The organism is Psychroserpens sp. NJDZ02 (genome assembly GCF_004843725.1).
In the GTDB taxonomy this organism is placed as follows: Bacteria; Bacteroidota; Bacteroidia; order Flavobacteriales; family Flavobacteriaceae; genus Olleya.
The window spans coordinates 899152-916231 of sequence record NZ_CP039451.1 but is presented as its reverse complement, the minus strand read 5'-3'; the positions used below and the strand labels follow the sequence as shown (position 1 = coordinate 916231).

16 protein-coding genes are annotated in these 17080 nt (G+C 33.2%); 7 read left to right on the top strand and 9 right to left on the bottom strand.

The features are described 5' to 3' along the window. Positions 1-54 precede the first annotated feature (54 nt). On the bottom strand, positions 55-324 hold the full coding sequence (gene rpsO, locus E9099_RS04090; protein WP_101016848.1) for a 30S ribosomal protein S15: 270 nt from the start codon (positions 322-324) through the stop codon (positions 55-57). A 144-nt stretch (positions 325-468) separates the two neighbouring features. Here rpsO and def point away from each other — a divergent pair, with 144 nt between their 5' ends. Further along, positions 469-1092: a peptide deformylase gene (def, locus tag E9099_RS04085; RefSeq protein WP_136582441.1), complete on the top strand. Its 624-nt coding sequence runs from the start codon at positions 469-471 to the stop codon at positions 1090-1092. Between the two features lie 65 nt (positions 1093-1157). On the opposite strand, the gene accD is transcribed toward def, so the two are convergent. The 3 genes from accD to E9099_RS04070 all read right to left on the bottom strand — a co-directional run bounded on the left by accD (position 1158) and on the right by E9099_RS04070 (position 6050). Then, complete coding sequence (gene accD / locus E9099_RS04080) at positions 1158-2015, bottom strand: acetyl-CoA carboxylase, carboxyltransferase subunit beta (protein ID WP_101016852.1); 858 nt, start codon at positions 2013-2015, stop codon at positions 1158-1160. A 316-nt stretch (positions 2016-2331) separates the two neighbouring features. Beyond that, positions 2332-3399 carry a class II fructose-bisphosphate aldolase gene (gene fbaA / locus E9099_RS04075; protein WP_136582440.1) on the bottom strand — a complete coding sequence of 356 codons (1068 nt, stop codon included), beginning with the start codon at positions 3397-3399 and terminating at the stop codon, positions 2332-2334. A gap of 113 nt (positions 3400-3512) precedes the next feature. After that, positions 3513-6050, bottom strand: a complete 2538-nt coding sequence (locus E9099_RS04070) for a BamA/TamA family outer membrane protein (RefSeq protein WP_136582439.1) — start codon at positions 6048-6050, stop codon at positions 3513-3515. A gap of 165 nt (positions 6051-6215) precedes the next feature. Here E9099_RS04070 and E9099_RS04065 point away from each other — a divergent pair, with 165 nt between their 5' ends. Further along, the gene (locus tag E9099_RS04065) at positions 6216-6929 is read left to right on the top strand and encodes an RNA methyltransferase (protein ID WP_136582438.1); all 714 of its coding nucleotides are present in this window, start codon (positions 6216-6218) and stop codon (positions 6927-6929) included. A 345-nt stretch (positions 6930-7274) separates the two neighbouring features. Here E9099_RS04065 and E9099_RS04060 read toward each other — a convergent pair whose 3' ends face one another. After that, entirely contained in the window at positions 7275-8000 is a 726-nt protein-coding gene (locus tag E9099_RS04060) for a porin family protein (protein WP_136582437.1), read from the bottom strand. Then, complete coding sequence (gene ubiE, locus E9099_RS04055; RefSeq protein ID WP_136582436.1) at positions 8000-8728, bottom strand: bifunctional demethylmenaquinone methyltransferase/2-methoxy-6-polyprenyl-1,4-benzoquinol methylase UbiE; 729 nt, start codon at positions 8726-8728, stop codon at positions 8000-8002. Before ubiE ends, E9099_RS04060 begins: the two co-directional genes overlap by 1 nt. 118 nt (positions 8729-8846) lie before the next feature. Here ubiE and trkA point away from each other — a divergent pair, with 118 nt between their 5' ends. The 4 genes from trkA to E9099_RS04035 all read left to right on the top strand — a co-directional run bounded on the left by trkA (position 8847) and on the right by E9099_RS04035 (position 12477). Then, positions 8847-10196, top strand: coding sequence for a Trk system potassium transporter TrkA (gene trkA / locus E9099_RS04050; RefSeq protein ID WP_136582435.1), 1350 nt, complete (start codon positions 8847-8849; stop codon positions 10194-10196). Next, positions 10196-11701, top strand: coding sequence for a TrkH family potassium uptake protein (locus E9099_RS04045; RefSeq protein WP_136582434.1), 1506 nt, complete (start codon positions 10196-10198; stop codon positions 11699-11701). Before trkA ends, E9099_RS04045 begins: the two co-directional genes overlap by 1 nt. Before the next feature lie 88 nt (positions 11702-11789). Next, positions 11790-12029 carry a hypothetical protein gene (locus E9099_RS04040; protein ID WP_136582433.1) on the top strand — a complete coding sequence of 80 codons (240 nt, stop codon included), beginning with the start codon at positions 11790-11792 and terminating at the stop codon, positions 12027-12029. Between the two features lie 178 nt (positions 12030-12207). After that, on the top strand, positions 12208-12477 hold the full coding sequence (locus tag E9099_RS04035; protein ID WP_136582432.1) for a hypothetical protein: 270 nt from the start codon (positions 12208-12210) through the stop codon (positions 12475-12477). Between the two features lie 52 nt (positions 12478-12529). Here E9099_RS04035 and E9099_RS04030 read toward each other — a convergent pair whose 3' ends face one another. Continuing rightward, positions 12530-13720 (bottom strand): pyridoxal phosphate-dependent aminotransferase, encoded by a 1191-nt coding sequence (locus E9099_RS04030; RefSeq protein ID WP_101016873.1) that lies wholly within the window; start codon positions 13718-13720, stop codon positions 12530-12532. A 34-nt stretch (positions 13721-13754) separates the two neighbouring features. Then, positions 13755-14849: a fatty acid desaturase family protein gene (locus E9099_RS04025; RefSeq protein ID WP_136582431.1), complete on the bottom strand. Its 1095-nt coding sequence runs from the start codon at positions 14847-14849 to the stop codon at positions 13755-13757. Positions 14850-14983: 134 nt separating this feature from the next. On the opposite strand from E9099_RS04025, the gene rsmG reads away from it, so the two are divergent. Beyond that, positions 14984-15619 (top strand): 16S rRNA (guanine(527)-N(7))-methyltransferase RsmG, encoded by a 636-nt coding sequence (gene rsmG, locus E9099_RS04020; RefSeq protein WP_136582430.1) that lies wholly within the window; start codon positions 14984-14986, stop codon positions 15617-15619. 56 nt (positions 15620-15675) lie between these two features. On the opposite strand, the gene metK is transcribed toward rsmG, so the two are convergent. Beyond that, positions 15676-16932: a methionine adenosyltransferase gene (gene metK, locus E9099_RS04015; protein ID WP_136582429.1), complete on the bottom strand. Its 1257-nt coding sequence runs from the start codon at positions 16930-16932 to the stop codon at positions 15676-15678. Between the last annotated feature and the right edge of the window lie 148 nt (positions 16933-17080).

Sequence of the window (17080 nt, the reverse complement as noted above, 5' to 3'; positions counted from 1 at the left end):
CGAGTTAGTTTATACCAAAAAACCACGCTGTTAGGCGTGGTCTTTGTATTGAGATTATTTTCTTAATCCTAATTCTTTTACTATTGCACGATATCTTAAGACATCTTTCTTTATTAAGTAATCTAGTAAGCTTCTTCTTTTTCCTACTAACATTACTAAAGAACGCTCAGTGTTATAATCTTTACGATTTTTCTTTAAGTGCTCTGTTAAGTGTGCTATTCTTGCTGTGAATAATGCTATTTGACCTTCTGCAGATCCAGTATTCTTAGCGTCTTTACCGTGTTTTGCAAAAAGTTCAGCTTTTGCTTCTTTTGTTAAATACATTCTAATATTGTTGTAAATGATTGTTATGTAACCGAAAGCTTATCTTTCGAGGTGCAAATATAGTTATTTTTATTGAATAGTAAACAATAGGAATAGTATATAAAAGATGTAAATTACTTTAAATTATAAAATCTCTTTTTTAAAATGAAAAAATGTATTCATCTAATGGTATTTATACTGCTTTTTGCCAGCTGTGGGAGTCGTAAAAAGGTTATATCTAAAAGTTTTTCTGATCAACAGATTAGTAAGATTATGAGTAGTAGCGGATCAAAACCTATGCGTGTATTTAAAATAAATAATACGAAAGATTCTATTCTATTAAGAACGCAGAGTGCTTACATAAAGCCTGATCCTAATAATAAAGTTTTGAAACATTTTACGGAACGCCTTTTTGCTACGGTTAGAGACAGTCTATCTATGGGGGTTGGTATTGCTGCTCCGCAAGTTGGTATACTGAAAAATATTATTTGGCTACAGCGTTTTGATAAAGATCAAGTACCTTTTGAAGTCTATTTAAATCCTAAAATTGTTAACTATTCTCAAACAAAGCAAACCAGAAGGGAAGGCTGTTTGTCAATACCGGATCGAACAGATATTGTTAATACAAGATCTAAAGAGATTACTATCACGTATGATACTATGGAAGGACAACATGTAACCGAAGTTATTACGGATTTTACAGCTGTGATTTTTCAACATGAAATAGATCATTTATATGGTATCCTATATTTGGATCATTTAGAAGAAGAAATCAAGGATGCTAATTGATGCCATAAAAAAACCTCACGAGTTTTAAAATTCGTGAGGTTTGATATTCAATTATTTTAAAGCGCTTATGCTCTTAGAGGCTGATTAGTTATCAGGTCTATATATAAGTTGACTTTGTTTTTTAGTTCTTTACGGTGAGTAATAAAATCTAAGAAACCATGTTCTAACAAAAATTCTGAGGTTTGAAAACCTTCTGGTAATTCTTGTCCTGTAGTATCACGTACTACACGTGGTCCTGCAAATCCTATTAATGCACCAGGTTCTGCAATGGTTATATCTCCAAGCATTGCAAAAGAAGCTGTTGTACCTCCTGTTGTTGGATCTGTACATAAAGAGATGTAAGGAATACCAGCGTCTGCTAGTTGTCCTAATCTTGCTGAGGTTTTTGCTAATTGCATTAAAGATAATGCCGCTTCCATCATACGAGCACCTCCTGATTTAGATATAATCATTAAAGGTAATTTCTTTTTTAATGAATATTCTGCAGCACGCGCAATTTTTTCTCCCACAACACTACCCATAGAACCACCAATAAAGGCAAAGTCCATACAAGCAATGACTAAGTCTTTACCTTTTGATTTTCCAACGGCACAACGTACAGCATCTTTAAGGTTTGTTTTTTCTTCAGCTGCTTTTAAGCGGTCTGGGTATTTTTTAGTATCCTCAAATTTTAAAGGATCTTTAGAGGTTAAATTTTCATCTAACTCTTTAAATTTATTGTCGTCAAATAATATTCCAAAGTATTCTTTACTTCCAATTCTTACGTGGTAACCATCTTCAGGACTTACGTAAAAGTTTTTTTCAAGTTCTTTAGAGTCTACTATCTTTCCGGTTGGAGATTTGTACCACAAACCTTTCGGGATGTCTTTTTTCTCTGCAGTTTCGGTAGTAATACCTTTTTCTTTTCTTTTAAACCAAGCCATATTGATTTACTATTTTGGGATTAAGATTTTAGATATATTCTAAAAATCTATGTTTTTGTTAGTTATTAGTTTGCTTTAAACAAGCGCGTAAAATTACAGTTTTTATTAATCAAACTCAAAAATAGTGGTCGCTATCTGTTTGTTGATGTCGTTTAAATAAGAAAAAATTCCGTTTAAGTCCTGATGCTAGTCAGTTTAAACGGAATTTTTATTTTAAGAAATAACCTTGGTTTGCGTTAGGGATGGAGCAATTGTTGGAGCACATCTGTGATTGCTACTTGTGAGAGCCCGACCCTTGGGTAACGCCAAAATTATTTTATAATGTATTAACGTTGTTAAGGTCTTCGAATGCTTTTTTAAGACGCTCTACAAAGGTAACTTCTCCTTCTCGTAACCATTTTCTTGGGTCGTAATATTTTTTGTTTGGAGATTCTGGCCCGTCTGGACTACCAATTTGTGATTGTAAATAGTCTGTCTTTTCAGCCATGTAATCTCTTACACCTTCCATAAATGCATATTGCATGTCTGTATCAATATTCATTTTTATGACGCCGTAACCGATAGCTTCTTGGATTTCTGCTTCCGTAGAACCTGATCCACCATGGAATACAAAATCAATATGATTGTGTGGTAAGTTGTGCTTTTTTGATAAAAACTCTTGAGAATTTTTCAAAATTTTCGGCGTTAACTTTACATTTCCTGGCTTGTATACACCATGGACGTTTCCGAAGGCAGCTGCAATAGTAAATTGATCACTAATTTTAATTAACTCCTCATACGCATAAGAAACTTCTTCAGGTTGTGTATAAAGTTTAGATTCGTCAACATCACTATTATCTACACCATCTTCTTCTCCTCCTGTAATACCTAATTCGATTTCTAAGGTCATACCCATTTTACTCATTCTAGTAAGGTATGTTTTACAAATTTCTATGTTTTCTTCAAGTGGCTCTTCACTTAAATCAATCATATGTGAGCTGTATAATGGTTTTCCTGTGTCTTTAAAATGTTGCTCACTAGCATCTAGCAAACCGTCAATCCATGGTAATAATTTTTTAGCGCAATGGTCCGTGTGCAAAATTACTGGTACACCGTAAGCTTCGGACATTAAATGGATATGTTTAGCTCCTGCAATACTTCCTGCAATTGCTGCTTTTTGTCCGTCGTTACTTAAACCTTTTCCAGCGTTAAACTGTGCGCCTCCATTTGAAAACTGAATGATTACTGGAGCATTTAAAGCTGCTGCTGTTTCTAAAACACCATTAATTGTGTTAGATCCAATAACGTTAACTGCTGGTAATGCAAAACCTTTTTCTTTTGCTAATTTAAAAATTGCTTGAACTTCTTTTCCTGTAGCAACTCCTGGTTTGATATTATGAGCCATTTTATTTTTTTTAGATGATTTTGTATAAGTTCAAAAGTACTAAAAAATGCTAAATTTTGTGAAGTTTTACAGATAAAACAACGCAAACGTTTTAGCTAAAATGCTTGTTTTTATTAGAAAGGATAGTTGATACCGATGTTATAAACGGCGTTTGAAAAGTTGTAATCATTAAACCAACGATTACCTAATGTGTATTGCGGATCATAGGTTTTAAACCCAATATCTCCACGTAAGACAAAAAAGTTAAAGTCATAACGTAACCCAAAACCTGAACCTACAGCAATGTCTTTTAAAGAATCTAAACCAGAGAAAGTCGCTTCTTCTTGAGTGATATCATCAAAAACATTCCAGATATTTCCTGCGTCTACAAAGAAGGCGCCATTTAAAGGTCCAAACAGATTAAAACGATGCTCAGCACTTAAAGCTACTTTAAGGTTAGCTTCATTAAATTCGTCGCTAGAATTTAAACTTCCTGGGCCAAGACTATATGCTGACCACGCGCGATTATCATTAGCTCCCCCTGCAAAAAAACTTTTTGTAAAAGGAATGTTTGTTGAGTTGCCATATGGTATTGCTATACCAAAAAAGGTGCGTATTGCTAAAACATTTTTGTAACCTAAACTCCAATGCTTGATGTAATTCAGTTCTGTTTTTACGTATTGCGAAAACGCGACGTTAAACATTTCGTATTTACCATCTTCGTTTTTTTCTAAACCTAGTATTTTGGAGGTTGCAGAAAACAGGTTGCCAGCGACTTCTAAACGTGCACTAAATATAGAAAAGTCTTCGTCAGCTAAATTATCTCTGCGATCTTTAGTATAGCTAAAGTTAGTGGAAAAAATAAGATTGTCTTCTGTTAGTCTTTGTTTTCTTTCGTTAATAGCATTAGCTGATTCTAAGTCGTCTGTGGATAATACACTGTCATATGTTCCGTTATCCACTAGATTTAAAAAGGCATCAGCACCGTTTGGAATTCTTAAGTCTTCTGACGGATTAATATAGCCGCTAGTTTGCGCTATGTCATTTAGAGAATCGTATGAATTGGTGTAAACGTTAAAGTAATTTGCTGTATTCAAGTTTTTGACAAACTGAATGTTGAATAAGTCTAGCTTATTAGTAACCATAGTGTCAGGGTACCATTTATAGTTAAACGATCCTGTAAAGGTTTGCTTGTCTAAACCAATATTTGTTTGACTAGAAGTTGCAGCTGTTAAACTGGTGTTAGGGAACATGTATTTTGGTATGATTTTCTCTGTATTAAAGGGTGAGAATAGTCTAGGAATAGTTAGTTTAAAATTTATCCCCAATTCATTAATATCAAAAAATTCGTCATTAGTATTGTTGCTATCTTTGGAAGCACCAATAGAGGTAAAGCCAGAAATTTCTAAAGTCTCGGCTGCGTTAAATACATTTCTAATTAGTAAGCTTGGGCTTATAGAAAAGCCTATAGTCTGTATGTTACTTTGTAATGCTTCTGTACTAAATTCTAGCTCAAACTTATTTAAGGGTGTTAAGTAGATGTTTGCTGTAAGTGTCGTGTCAGGATTTTCTAGGTAATCTATGTTTGGGTATTTAAAAGTACGTAAATCACTGATTTTTCTTGACGTTAAAGGTCTGTTGTTGTCTTTGAAGATGGTGTTTGGTGTAATAAAAACAGCATTAGTTAAAGCTCTAGGTTTGTATTTAAGTTTACCTACACTATAAATAGTGTAACCATCATAGGTAGTGGTGTCTGTAATAGAAAGGTTTCTGTCTTTAAAAGAATTGTTAGTATAGATATTAACGTCTTTTACATTATAAACTTTAAATTTTTCACGCCTTGAAACGTCTTCCTCTCTAATTAACCTATCTTCGATTATGGTTTCAATATTTATTTTGTGATTACCCAAAATACTATCTCCCTCAAAACTTACATAGTCTTGACTAAAGTGATACACCCCATTGTCACGCATAAGATCTACAATACGATCCTCTTCGCTATATACTTTAGAGATGCGGTATTGTTCTCCTGATTTTAATAAACTTTGGTCTTTGTATTGATTGTAGATTTTTTCGACTTCTGGCGAACCAATTTTGGAATTAACTGTGTCTAGTTTATAGGCATGACCTGTCGTTATATTGTAGTCAATAGATGCTTTTTTATAATCTTCTTTATTGATTTTGTATTCTGCTTTGGCATTAAACCAACCATTGGCTTTGTAGTAATTTTGTATACGCGTAATAGATTTATTGGCAAGAACGGTATCTACAATTACGGGAGCTTCTCCGGTACGTTTTATCCAATTATTAAAACTGGCTTTAGACTCCAATCGTTTGATCAATTGTTTCCTTGATAAGAAGCGTGATTTTTGCTTCATTTTTTCTGGCTGACTGTAATATTTTGCGTTTAAAATAGAGTCTATATTTGGTCGTGCGGTATTGTAAAAGTAAAGCCTTAAGGGGATACTAGTAAAAGGGAGTGGTATTGTTGTATTCGGTTTTTGATACAATAGATTTGATATCGTATCATTGGTTACTTTCTGGTTATTTATGGTTAATGTGTTCTTTGTTAAAAGTTGCTGATTATCTGCAACACGTTTTACGGTGTCACAGCCATTAATTAGTAGTGTTAAAACTAATAAGACGACTATTTTAAACTGGAGATTTTTCAAATGAATTGTTTAATAATACCAACGGTTATTGCAAATATGATGCCTAAAAAAGCATGATATTCAAAAATACAATATTTATCGTACAAACAAATTTTAAATAAATAGAAACAGACAAATGGTAACTGCATTTTTTTTGTTTTCTTTATAAAAAATAATAATTTACTAGTGATTTCTAAAATTCAAATTAAAAATATAACGCGTTTAAAGCAAAAAAAATATAGACAACAGGACGGTTTGTTTATTGCTGAAGGCGGAAAAGTAATTAAAGAGTTTTTAAACTCTACTTTTCAGTTAATAGACTTATTTACAACGGAAACATTTAACGTTGTAAATGAAACCATTATCTCTGAGAAAGAGTTGCAGAAAATCAGTTGTTTAACTAACGCAAATACGGCATTAGCTATTTTTAAAATCCCCGAAACTGTTGCGTTAAGTACTGACGGCTTGATTTTAGCATTAGATAGTGTCCGCGATCCAGGAAATTTAGGGACTATTATTAGATTGTGCGATTGGTTTGGTGTTAAACAATTGGTTTGTAGTTTAGAAACCGTGGATTGTTATAATCCAAAAGTCGTACAGGCTACTATGGGGTCATTAACTAGAGTTAAGGTATACTATACCGATTTAGAGCAGTATTTAAAAGATATCAAATTACCTGTTTTTGGTGCTTTTATGGAAGGGGAAAATGTGTACCAAACAACGATGCCTAATGAAGGCGTTTTAGTTTTAGGAAACGAAGCTAATGGTATCTCAAAAACTATTGAAGGCTGTGTGACAGATAAAATAAGTATTCCAAGATTTGGAGCACTTCAAGCAACCGAAAGTTTAAACGTGGCTACTGCTGGAGCAATTTTGTTAAGTGAATTTAGAAGAGGATAGTCTTATATTTTTGATGAAAGCATTAAAAGATGAATCTGGAATTGTAAAAACAAGCAGATTAGTGGCTTTATTGTCTTTTGTGTTTGGGTCTATACTTTTTTTGTTGTTTTATTTCACTGAAAACACAATGTTTATACTTTTGGGAGTTGTTTTCTTTTTTGCGGCAGTTTTAATAAATAGTATGTTTTTTTAAGTAAGTTGATTTTATAATACCCTAAAAATGAAGATAAAAAGGGTGTTAAATTTAGTGTAATACTTATACTCTAGAATATTCCAATAGCATATTGTTACTATTTGTCAGCAACGCATGTTTTTAGCAGAGTACTTGAATTTTTGTAGTAGACGTTACTGTACAGTAAAGTTAATAAAAACCCCACGTGTTTGCATTTGATTGATGTTACTCGTCCAAGGACTATTAGGGTCTTCATCTCTAATAAGTTCGTCTTTCATGGCAAATACACCTCTAATAGATGGTGTAAACTTAAAACGGTCTAAATAGAAATCTATCCCAAAACCAAGTTCGAAAAACTGCATGTTTTTGACCATTCTAAAATCTCCAGAGGAGTTGTCGTCAGGGTTTTTCTCGTTACTGGATAGGTTTATAGCAGTGGATACTCCGGCTAAAACAAATGGTTTAAAATTATTAACACGTTTGGTTGAAATTTTTAATAATAGAGGGAAATAAACATATGTAGATTTTATTTCACGTAGCAGATCTGAGTCTGAAATGTCGTCTTCAAAATCGGCAAAATAGTTCTCTTGGTACAGTAAGTTTCGTTGAGAAATCACCAAGCCTGGCTCAAGACGTAAATCTAAATAATCATTAATACGAAAATTCCCTAAAAGACCAACATTAAAACCTGTTGTGCTTTCGGTCTGGATGTCACCAATATTACTGTTGTAGTCAAACTTAAAATCTAAGTTGTTAAACCCTAAGTAATACCCCCAACTAATGGTCGCTTTATCTACAGTTTCTAGGTTTTTAATCTTTTCTCTAGAAAAAAGTTGTGCTTTGGAGGCTGTTACAGCAAATAGTGTAAACAGTAAAACGTAAATATGTTTTGTATTCATTATTGTTTTGATGCTTTGTAAATTGTAGCTACACCAAATGTTTGAGGCATATCTGTAACATTAATAAACCCAATATTACGTAAAATATTGTTCAACGCTTCTCCGTAAGGAAATGCGTTAGCACTTTCGCTTAAGTATTTGTAGGCTGTTTTGTCTTTTGAAAACAATTTTCCAACTGTAGGTAAAATAACCTTAGAATGGAACTTATAACCTTGTTTAAAAGGGAATTTGGTTGGAACAGACGTTTCTAGAATCACAAAAATACCGCCTGGTTTTAAAACTCGTAAAATATCTTTTAATCCTTTTTCTAAAGTTTCAAAATTTCGAACGCCAAAGGCTACAGTAATCGCATCAAACGTATTATCATCAAAGGGCATGTTTTCAGAATCACCAATGACCATATCAATTTTTTGATCTAATTTTTTGGTTTTTATTTTCTGTTTACCAACGTCTAGCATTCCGCTACTAATATCTAATCCTATTATCTTTTCAGCACTGGTTTCGGCTAGGTTAATAGCTAAGTCGCCAGTACCTGTAGCGATGTCTAAAATGTTTTTAGGGTTAGTTGCCTTTACTAAGGCGACGACTTTTTTACGCCATTTGATATCAATCCCGAAAGAAATTACTCGGTTTAGACCGTCATATTCTCCAGAGATGGTATCAAACATTTTGGTGACTTGTTCTTTCTTACCTAAGTCGCTATTTTTGTATGGATTTACTTTTGCCAAAATCAATTTTTTTACAAAGATAATGCATTCATTATAGTCTATAAAACTTCAAAAGAATAAATAATTGAGCCTTAAATCTTTAAATTAAGTACCTTTGTATTCTCTTTATTAAAAATTTATGAAAATAATTATTGCTGGAGCTGGTGAAGTAGGATTTCATTTAGCAAAATTATTGTCTTACGAGTCTCAAGAAATAACACTTATTGATACAGATAGAGACAGTTTGTCTTACGCGGATAACCATTTAGATATTAAAGTCTTAAAAGGTGATGCCACATCTATTGCAATTTTGAAAGAAGCAAAAATAGATAGAGCAGATTTGTTAATTGGTGTTACAGCGTCGGAGACTACAAATATTACGGTTTGTGTTTTGGCAAAACAATTAGGTGCAAAACGTACGATTGCTAGGATATCAAATACTGAATTTATTACACATAAAGATGAGGTCGGATTTACCAGATTTGGTATTGATGAACTTATTTCTCCAGAAAGTTTGGCGGCAGCAGAGATTGAATTGCTTTTAAACCAATCTGCTTTTAAAGATAGTTACGAATTTGAAGATGGTGCGTTAACCATGGTTAGTCTTAAATTATCTAGGACAGCTGGATTTGTTGGGAAAACGGTAAAAGAAGCAGCGGAGTTGTTTTCTGAAATACATTTTGTGCCCATTGCAATTCAGCGTTTTGGAACACAGTATACAATCATACCAAGAGGAGATACCGAGTTTAGAGAAGGTGATAATGCAGTGTTTATAACTTGTGCAGGTGGTGGTGAAGAGTTGTGCAAAATGACTGGTAAAACCAACACGCCTGTAAAGGATGTTATGATTTTGGGAGGAAGTAAAATTGGTTATAAAACCGGGAGAGACTTGTCTGCTAATGGTTTTAATGTCAAGCTAATTGAAAACAATAAAGAGATTGCTTTTGATTTAGCAGATGATTTACCAAAAGTATTAGTCATAAATGGAGATGGTAGAAACGTCGAGTTGTTAGAAGAAGAAAATATTAGTGATATGGATGCTTTTATTTCTGTGACTGGTAATTCTGAAACTAACATCATGTCTTGTTTGATGGCTAAATCCAAAGGCGTAAAGAAAACGATCGCATTGGTTGAAAATATGGATTATTTTGAATTATCTCAATCTATCGGTATTGATACATTGATTAATAAAAAGCTTTTAGCTGCAAATAATATATTTAGATATATCCGTAAAGGTGAGGTTGTGGCAATGACTAAGCTTAACAACATGAATGCAGAGTTGTTAGAGTTTAGGGTTAAATCCTCATCGAAAATTTGTAATAAATTAATAAAAGACGTTAAATTTCCTAGATCTGCTATTGTCGGAGGCGTTATTAGAAACGGTGAAGGTTTAATTGCGTTGGGAGGTTTTAGAATTGAGGAAGGCGATTATATCGTGGTGTGTTGTTTACCAAGATCTATAAAAGAAGTGGAAAAATTATTTTTATAATGAGAAAACGTTTACGTCTTAACTACAAAATAATATTTTATTTTTTCGGATTATTATTAGTGTTTAACGGTGGTTTTATACTGTTATCAGCATTAGTGAGTCTTATTTATCAAGATAATGTAACGCTTGAGTTATTTTTATCTGGTTTTGGGGTATTGAGTTTTGGTCTTTTTGGGATGTTTAATCATCGGGATCATAATAAAGAGTTAAACAAGCGTGAGGGTTATATTGTGGTGTCTTTTGGATGGATCGTTATGTCTTTATCTGGTGCGATACCCTATTTAGCTACGGGCGCTATTCCAAGTTTTACAAATGCTTTTTTTGAAACCATGTCTGGTTTTACAACCACGGGAGCTTCTATTTTAAATGATATTGAAATTGTTCCAAAAGGGGTTTTGTTTTGGAGGAGTTTAACCCATTGGATTGGTGGTATGGGTATTATTGTATTGGCGGTGGCTATACTTCCTCTTTTAGGTATTGGTGGTATGCAGTTGTTTGCTGCAGAGGCACCAGGACCAAGTGCGGACAAATTACATCCACGTATTACGGATACGGCAAAGCGTTTGTGGCTAATCTATTTTGGATACACAGCAGTAGAGACCATTTTGCTTAATGTCGCTGGAATGAGCTTTTTTGATGCTATAAATCACTCGATGTGTACACTGTCTACAGGAGGTTTTTCGACTAAAAACGCAAGTGTTGCCTATTGGAATAATAAACCAATAATACAGTATATTATTATCTTTTTCATGTTTTTAGCGGGGTCAAACTTCGTGTTAAGTTATTTTGCTTTTAAAGGAAAGGTGCAGAAAGTAATTCAGGATGAAGAGTTTAAACTTTATTTTAAGTTTGTGGCTATATTTACTATTGTGTCAGCTTTAATTATTTATTTTAAAGCAGATTTAACAACATCATCTATTGATCATCCAATGGTTTGGGGAGCAGGAGAAAGTGCTTTTAGACATGCATTATTTCAGGTTATATCGGTAATAACCACCACGGGGTTTGTGACTGCGGATTATACTTTATGGACGCCTTTTTTAGTTGTACTCTTCTTCGGTTTAATGTTTTTAGGGGGATCAGCAGGTAGTACATCAGGAGGTGTTAAAGTAGTGCGTCATATGGTGTTAATTAAAAATGGTTTTTTGGAGTTTAAAAGAACATTACATCCTAATGCCATTATACCTGTGAGATATAATAAAAAAGCAATCTCAAAAGAAATTGTATTTAATATTCTAGGCTTTTTTATCTTATATATGATTTCTTTTATTGTTGGCGCGTTAGGCTTTTCAATGATGGGTATTAATTTTGAGTCCTCCGTGGGGATTGCAGCATCAAGTTTAGGAAACGTGGGGCCTGCTTTGGGGCAATTTGGTCCAGTTAATAATTATGCAGCTTTACCAGCAATTGGTAAATGGTGGTGTAGTTTTTTAATGTTAATTGGTAGATTAGAGCTGTTTACAGTGCTTATTTTGCTGACGCCTTTCTTTTGGAGAAATAGATAAAATGCTGTTTTTTAGTGTTGTTTTGTGTTGAACTGTAACATTTTACAGTTTTATTCGTCTTTATTATATAACCAACACATCAACCATTATGAATGCATCAATCAACACACAATCATTTAAGCAAGATTCAGTTATTCACTATTCAGGAATTTTGAATTCTAATTACAAATCTATTGTAAAACAGAATTTTAAAAATTTAAAAACCACCTCATTATTTAGTAGAAAGCAACATTTAAAAAGTTGGACGTATAATAGAACATGTAGTATTGTTGCAACGTCTCTTAAAGTGTTCTTGTTTATAGGTTTAACGCTTCTCGCTATTATATAATTTCAATTAGTCTTTTGTTATTTCTTTGTAAAAGAATGTAACATTTTATAAAAAGCTGCTACTTATATGTAAAGCAGCTTTTTTTATGGAATAATTTTAAGGTGGTTGAAGCGTATTCAGCCGTTAAAAGATTATTAGTGTTTAATTTCTGAAATCATTCAGACTAATATTTAAGATTATGGGAGGGGAAGGTGCAATGATGGCTGCGAATCAGTCTTTGAAAAGTAATAGAAGTATGCTAAGAAAACGAAGAGAGAAGTCTTTTAGTTTTGTGAGTAATTCTACCGAGAAAACAGAGTATAATTTACCTGAAATTTCAGAAAAAGATATTTTACTATTGCGTAAGAAACTGCAACAAGAACAAAAGGAAAGACGTATTAAACAGGTTGTGCTTCTAAGTGTAGTTATGATGGTTTTGATTTTCACCTTTATTTATCTGTTTATTTAGCATAAAAAAAGCTTCACACATGTGAAGCTTTTTATTTATATAACAGGGTTAACTAGCTAACCACTTCTTTAATTCTTTTAATTGCTTCTATAATTTCTTTCTGCGATGCTGCATAACTTATTCTAATACAATTAGAGTTTCCAAAGGCGTCTCCGGTTACGGTAGCAACTAAGGCTTCTTCTAATAAGTATAATGAGAAATCTGTAGCATTGTGTATTGTTTTTCCTCTTAAGGTCTTTCCGAAAAAGTAAGATACATCTGGAAAAACGTAAAAAGCACCTTCTGGTGTGTTAGTTTGAAAACCTTCAATATTACTTAATAGGTCTAAAACTAAATCACGACGAACTTTAAACTCGTCAATCATAAATTTAACAACACTAGGGTCTGCATTTAAAGCTGTGATTACAGCACGTTGTGCAATGCAATTTGCGCCACTAGTAATTTGACCTTGCATTTTGTTACAGGCACGTGCAATCCAATCTGGAGCACCAATGTAGCCAATACGCCAGCCCGTCATAGCAAATGCTTTAGAGACTCCGTTTACTGTAATGGTATTGTTAAACATACCATCGATACCAGCCATACTTGCGTGTGGTTTTCCAGTGTAATTGATGTGCTCGTAAATCTCGTCAGAAACAACGTATATATTTGGATGTTGTTTTAAAACGACAGCTAGAGCTTCTAATTCAGCTTTGCTATATAGTGATCCACTTGGGTTACAAGGGCTACTAAACCAAACCATTTTTGTTTTTGGAGTAATAGCTGCTTCTAACTGTGCTGGTGTCATTTTAAAGTCTGTATCAATACTTGTTTGTACTTCTACAGGTACTCCTTCGCTAAGCTTTACAATATCAGAATAACTAACCCAATAAGGACATGGTAAAATAACCTCGTCTCCTTTGTTTAGCATAACAGCAGCTATATTTGCTAAACTTTGTTTAGCTCCTGTAGATACTACTATTTGTGGTAAAGTATAGGTTAAGTTATTATCACGTTTAAATTTAGTAATAACAGCTTCTTTTAATTCTACATAACCATCAACAGGAGAGTAAGAATTGTAGTTGTCATTAATTGCTTGGATGGCAGCATCTTTAATAAAATCTGGTGTATTAAAGTCTGGCTCTCCTAGACTTAATCCAATAATATCTTTGCCTTCACCTCTAAGCTCTCTTGCTTTTGCTGCCATAGCTAAAGTGGCAGAAGTGGACATGTTTAAAATGCGGTCAGATAATGGTTGGCTCATAAGTGTGTGTGTTGTTTTGTAATGCGAAAATTAATTAAGCTAAATTAGGTTTTTGACCTAATACTTTTAGTTGTCTGTAGTGTTCTCCTATGGCTTTCCACATCGTGTTGTATTCGTTGTATGGTAAGCTAAACTCATGAGCAGTATCTTTTACGATTTTTGCTATGTGCTTGTAGTGGACATGACTAATATTTGCAAATAAATGATGTTCTACTTGTCTGTTCAAACCTCCAGTATAAAATTCTACTAGCCAGCTTTTAGGCGAGAAGTTAGAAGTAGTAAATAATTGATGAATAGCCCAGGTGTTTTTCATGTTACCATCTTTATCTGGTATTGGTGTGTCAGTATTAGGCATAACATGTGCTAATTGGAAAACAACGCTTAATATGATTCCTGCAGTATAGTGCATAATAAAAAAGCCTATCAATACTTGCCACCAAGCATATCCTAATGTTATTGGTAAAACCACCCAAATAGCATAATATAATATTTTACCAATAATTAGTTTAGTCCATTGTGTTGCTGGTTTAGGGAAATCACCGTAGGATAAATTTCTCTTTAAGTAATTATAAGTCTGTTTAAAATCTGTTGTAATTGCCCAGTTTACAGTTAATAAACCATATAGTAAAAAAGCATAATATTTCTGATATTGATGAATTTTTAACCATTTAGAATGTTTAGAAAAACGGATAATACGTCCTGCATCAATGTCCTCATCATGACCTTGAATATTCGTATACGTATGATGCAATACGTTGTGTTGTACTTTCCAGTTGTAATCGTTACCAGCTAAAATGTGTATGCTACTTCCCATTAATCGGTTAACCCATTTTTTACTAGAAAAAGAGCCGTGATTAGCGTCGTGCATCACATTCATACCTACACCAGCCATTCCAATTCCTATAACCATTACGGATATAATTTGAAGCCAAGTTGGTAAATCAAGAGTTAATAATAACACTAGAGGACCTAGTAATAAGGTAAACATTACTACTGTCTTAATGTATAATTTCCAGTTTCCTGTTTTTTTAATATTGTTTTCTTTAAAATAATTGTTAACACGTTTATTAAGTGTTTTGAAAAATTTTGCAGAATCTATTCGTGAGAATGTTACTGTTTGCTTTGTCATTGTAATTGTATTCTTTTTATTGTAACGTAAAAAAACGTTAAATAATATTTATTACAAAGATAATTAATTAAGCAAAACAGAAGCTCCCTTTTTTGTGTTAAAATGTATATTTTTGCCGAAAATTATAAAAGACTATGGAGCTGATTTTAAAGTATTTTCCTGATTTAACACCTTTACAAATAGAACAATTTACTAAGCTTGAAGCGTTGTATCAAGATTGGAATCTAAAAATAAATGTAGTATCTAGAAAAGATATAGACGAGTTGTATTTACGTCACGTATTGCATTCTATTGCTATTGCTAAAGTGATTCAGTTTAAGGATGGAAGTTCTATGATGGATGTTGGTACTGGCGGTGGATTTCCTGGTATTCCTTTGGCTATTTTATTTCCTGAATGCGAATTCCATTTAGTAGATAGTATTAATAAAAAACTAAACGTAGTGAGAGATGTTGTTGCTGGTTTAGAATTACAAAATGTAAAAGTGACACACAGTAGAGTAGAAGATATAAAGGAAACTTACGATTTTATTATTAGCCGTGCTGTTGCTGCTATGCCAACTTTTGTACATTGGATCAAAGGAAAAGTAGCTAAATCGCAACAAAACGAATTAAAAAACGGAATTATATATCTTAAAGGTGGTGATTTAGCAGAAGAGTTGCAAAATTACCAAACTGCTAAAATTTATGATATTTCAGATTACTTTGAAGAAGACTTTTTTGAAACAAAAAAAATAGTGCATTTACCAATTAAATGGAAAGCACAGTATTAAATAAAAAAGCCTCTCAAATAATTGAGAGGCTTTTTTATATTAAAAAGGAGCGGATGTTATAATCCAAACTCAGCTTTTACTTTATCTACGTAGTCTAATTTTTCCCAAGTAAATAATTCAACATCTAAAGTGATGTCTCCTCCATTTGGTCTTGAAAATGTTTTAGATACAGTTTCGTTTTGTCTTCCCATATGTCCGTATGCAGCAGTTTCGCTATACATTGGATTACGTAATTTTAAACGGTCTTCAATAGCAGATGGACGCATGTCAAATATTTTAGATATTTTATTAGCAATCTCTCCATCAGTCATATTAAACGGGCAAGTTCCGTATGTATCTACAAAAATCCCCATTGGTTCTACAACTCCAATAGCGTAAGATACTTGTACTAAAACTTCGTCAGCAACACCTGCCGCAACTAAGTTTTTAGCAATATGTCGTGTTGCGTATGCAGCACTTCTATCTACTTTACTTGGGTCTTTTCCTGAAAAAGCTCCACCACCATGGGCTCCTTTTCCTCCGTAAGTATCAACAATAATCTTACGACCTGTTAATCCTGTATCTCCATGTGGTCCACCAATAACAAACTTTCCTGTTGGGTTAATATGGTATTTGATGTCGTCATTAAATAACGCTTGAATAGTTTCCGGTAACTTAGCAACTACTCTTGGTATTAATATCTCAACAATGTCTTTTCTGATTTTAGATAACATCACGTCATCAACAGTATCAAAATCATCATGTTGTGTAGATACTACAATGGCATCAATACGTTGTGGTGTATTATCATCACTATATTCAATAGTAACTTGACTTTTAGAGTCAGGTCTTAAGTAAGTAATGTCTTTGTTTTCACGACGTAACTCAGCTAATTCAATTAAGATTTTATGAGATAAATCTAAAGCTAAAGGCATGTAGTTTTCAGTTTCACGAGTGGCATAACCAAACATCATTCCTTGGTCACCTGCGCCTTGCTCTTCTTTGCTGTCACGATCAACACCACGATTTATATCGTCCGATTGCTCATGTATTGCACTAAACACACCGCAAGAATTACCATCAAACATGTATTCGCTTTTTGTATAGCCAATTTTGTTTATCGTATCTCTTGCTATTTTCTGTACGTCTAAATAGGTGTTAGATTTAACTTCACCTGCTAATACCACTTGTCCAGTGGTTACTAATGTTTCGCAAGCTACTTTACTGTCTTTGTCAAACGCTAAAAAATTGTCTATTAGAGCATCACTAATTTGATCTGCTACTTTGTCTGGGTGTCCTTCAGACACACTCTCTGATGTAAATAAATACGCCATATTTGTTTTTTAAAATGTATATAATAGATTTGACGAAAGCGTCTAAGGAAGTTTACACTGCCTTTAGCATTTTTTAATGAGGTTGCAATCAGTCAAATCCGTCCTCTAAATTTATTGAGGTGCAAAAGTAAGAAAATAAAGTAGTTTC

Excerpts from the sequence above, each read along its gene's own strand:
- rpsO (WP_101016848.1), bottom strand. The coding sequence starts at position 324 with ATGTATTTAACAAAAGAAGCAAAAGCTGAACTTTTTGCAAAACACGGT.
- def (WP_136582441.1), top strand. The coding sequence starts at position 469 with ATGAAAAAATGTATTCATCTAATGGTATTTATACTGCTTTTTGCCAGC.
- accD (WP_101016852.1), bottom strand. The coding sequence starts at position 2,015 with ATGGCTTGGTTTAAAAGAAAAGAAAAAGGTATTACTACCGAAACTGCA.
- fbaA (WP_136582440.1), bottom strand. The coding sequence starts at position 3,399 with ATGGCTCATAATATCAAACCAGGAGTTGCTACAGGAAAAGAAGTTCAA.
- E9099_RS04060 (WP_136582437.1), bottom strand. The coding sequence starts at position 8,000 with ATGAATACAAAACATATTTACGTTTTACTGTTTACACTATTTGCTGTA.
- trkA (WP_136582435.1), top strand. The coding sequence starts at position 8,847 with ATGAAAATAATTATTGCTGGAGCTGGTGAAGTAGGATTTCATTTAGCA.
- E9099_RS04045 (WP_136582434.1), top strand. The coding sequence starts at position 10,196 with ATGAGAAAACGTTTACGTCTTAACTACAAAATAATATTTTATTTTTTC.
- E9099_RS04040 (WP_136582433.1), top strand. The coding sequence starts at position 11,790 with ATGAATGCATCAATCAACACACAATCATTTAAGCAAGATTCAGTTATT.
- E9099_RS04035 (WP_136582432.1), top strand. The coding sequence starts at position 12,208 with ATGGGAGGGGAAGGTGCAATGATGGCTGCGAATCAGTCTTTGAAAAGT.
- E9099_RS04030 (WP_101016873.1), bottom strand. The coding sequence starts at position 13,720 with ATGAGCCAACCATTATCTGACCGCATTTTAAACATGTCCACTTCTGCC.
- E9099_RS04025 (WP_136582431.1), bottom strand. The coding sequence starts at position 14,849 with ATGACAAAGCAAACAGTAACATTCTCACGAATAGATTCTGCAAAATTT.
- rsmG (WP_136582430.1), top strand. The coding sequence starts at position 14,984 with ATGGAGCTGATTTTAAAGTATTTTCCTGATTTAACACCTTTACAAATA.
- metK (WP_136582429.1), bottom strand. The coding sequence starts at position 16,932 with ATGGCGTATTTATTTACATCAGAGAGTGTGTCTGAAGGACACCCAGAC.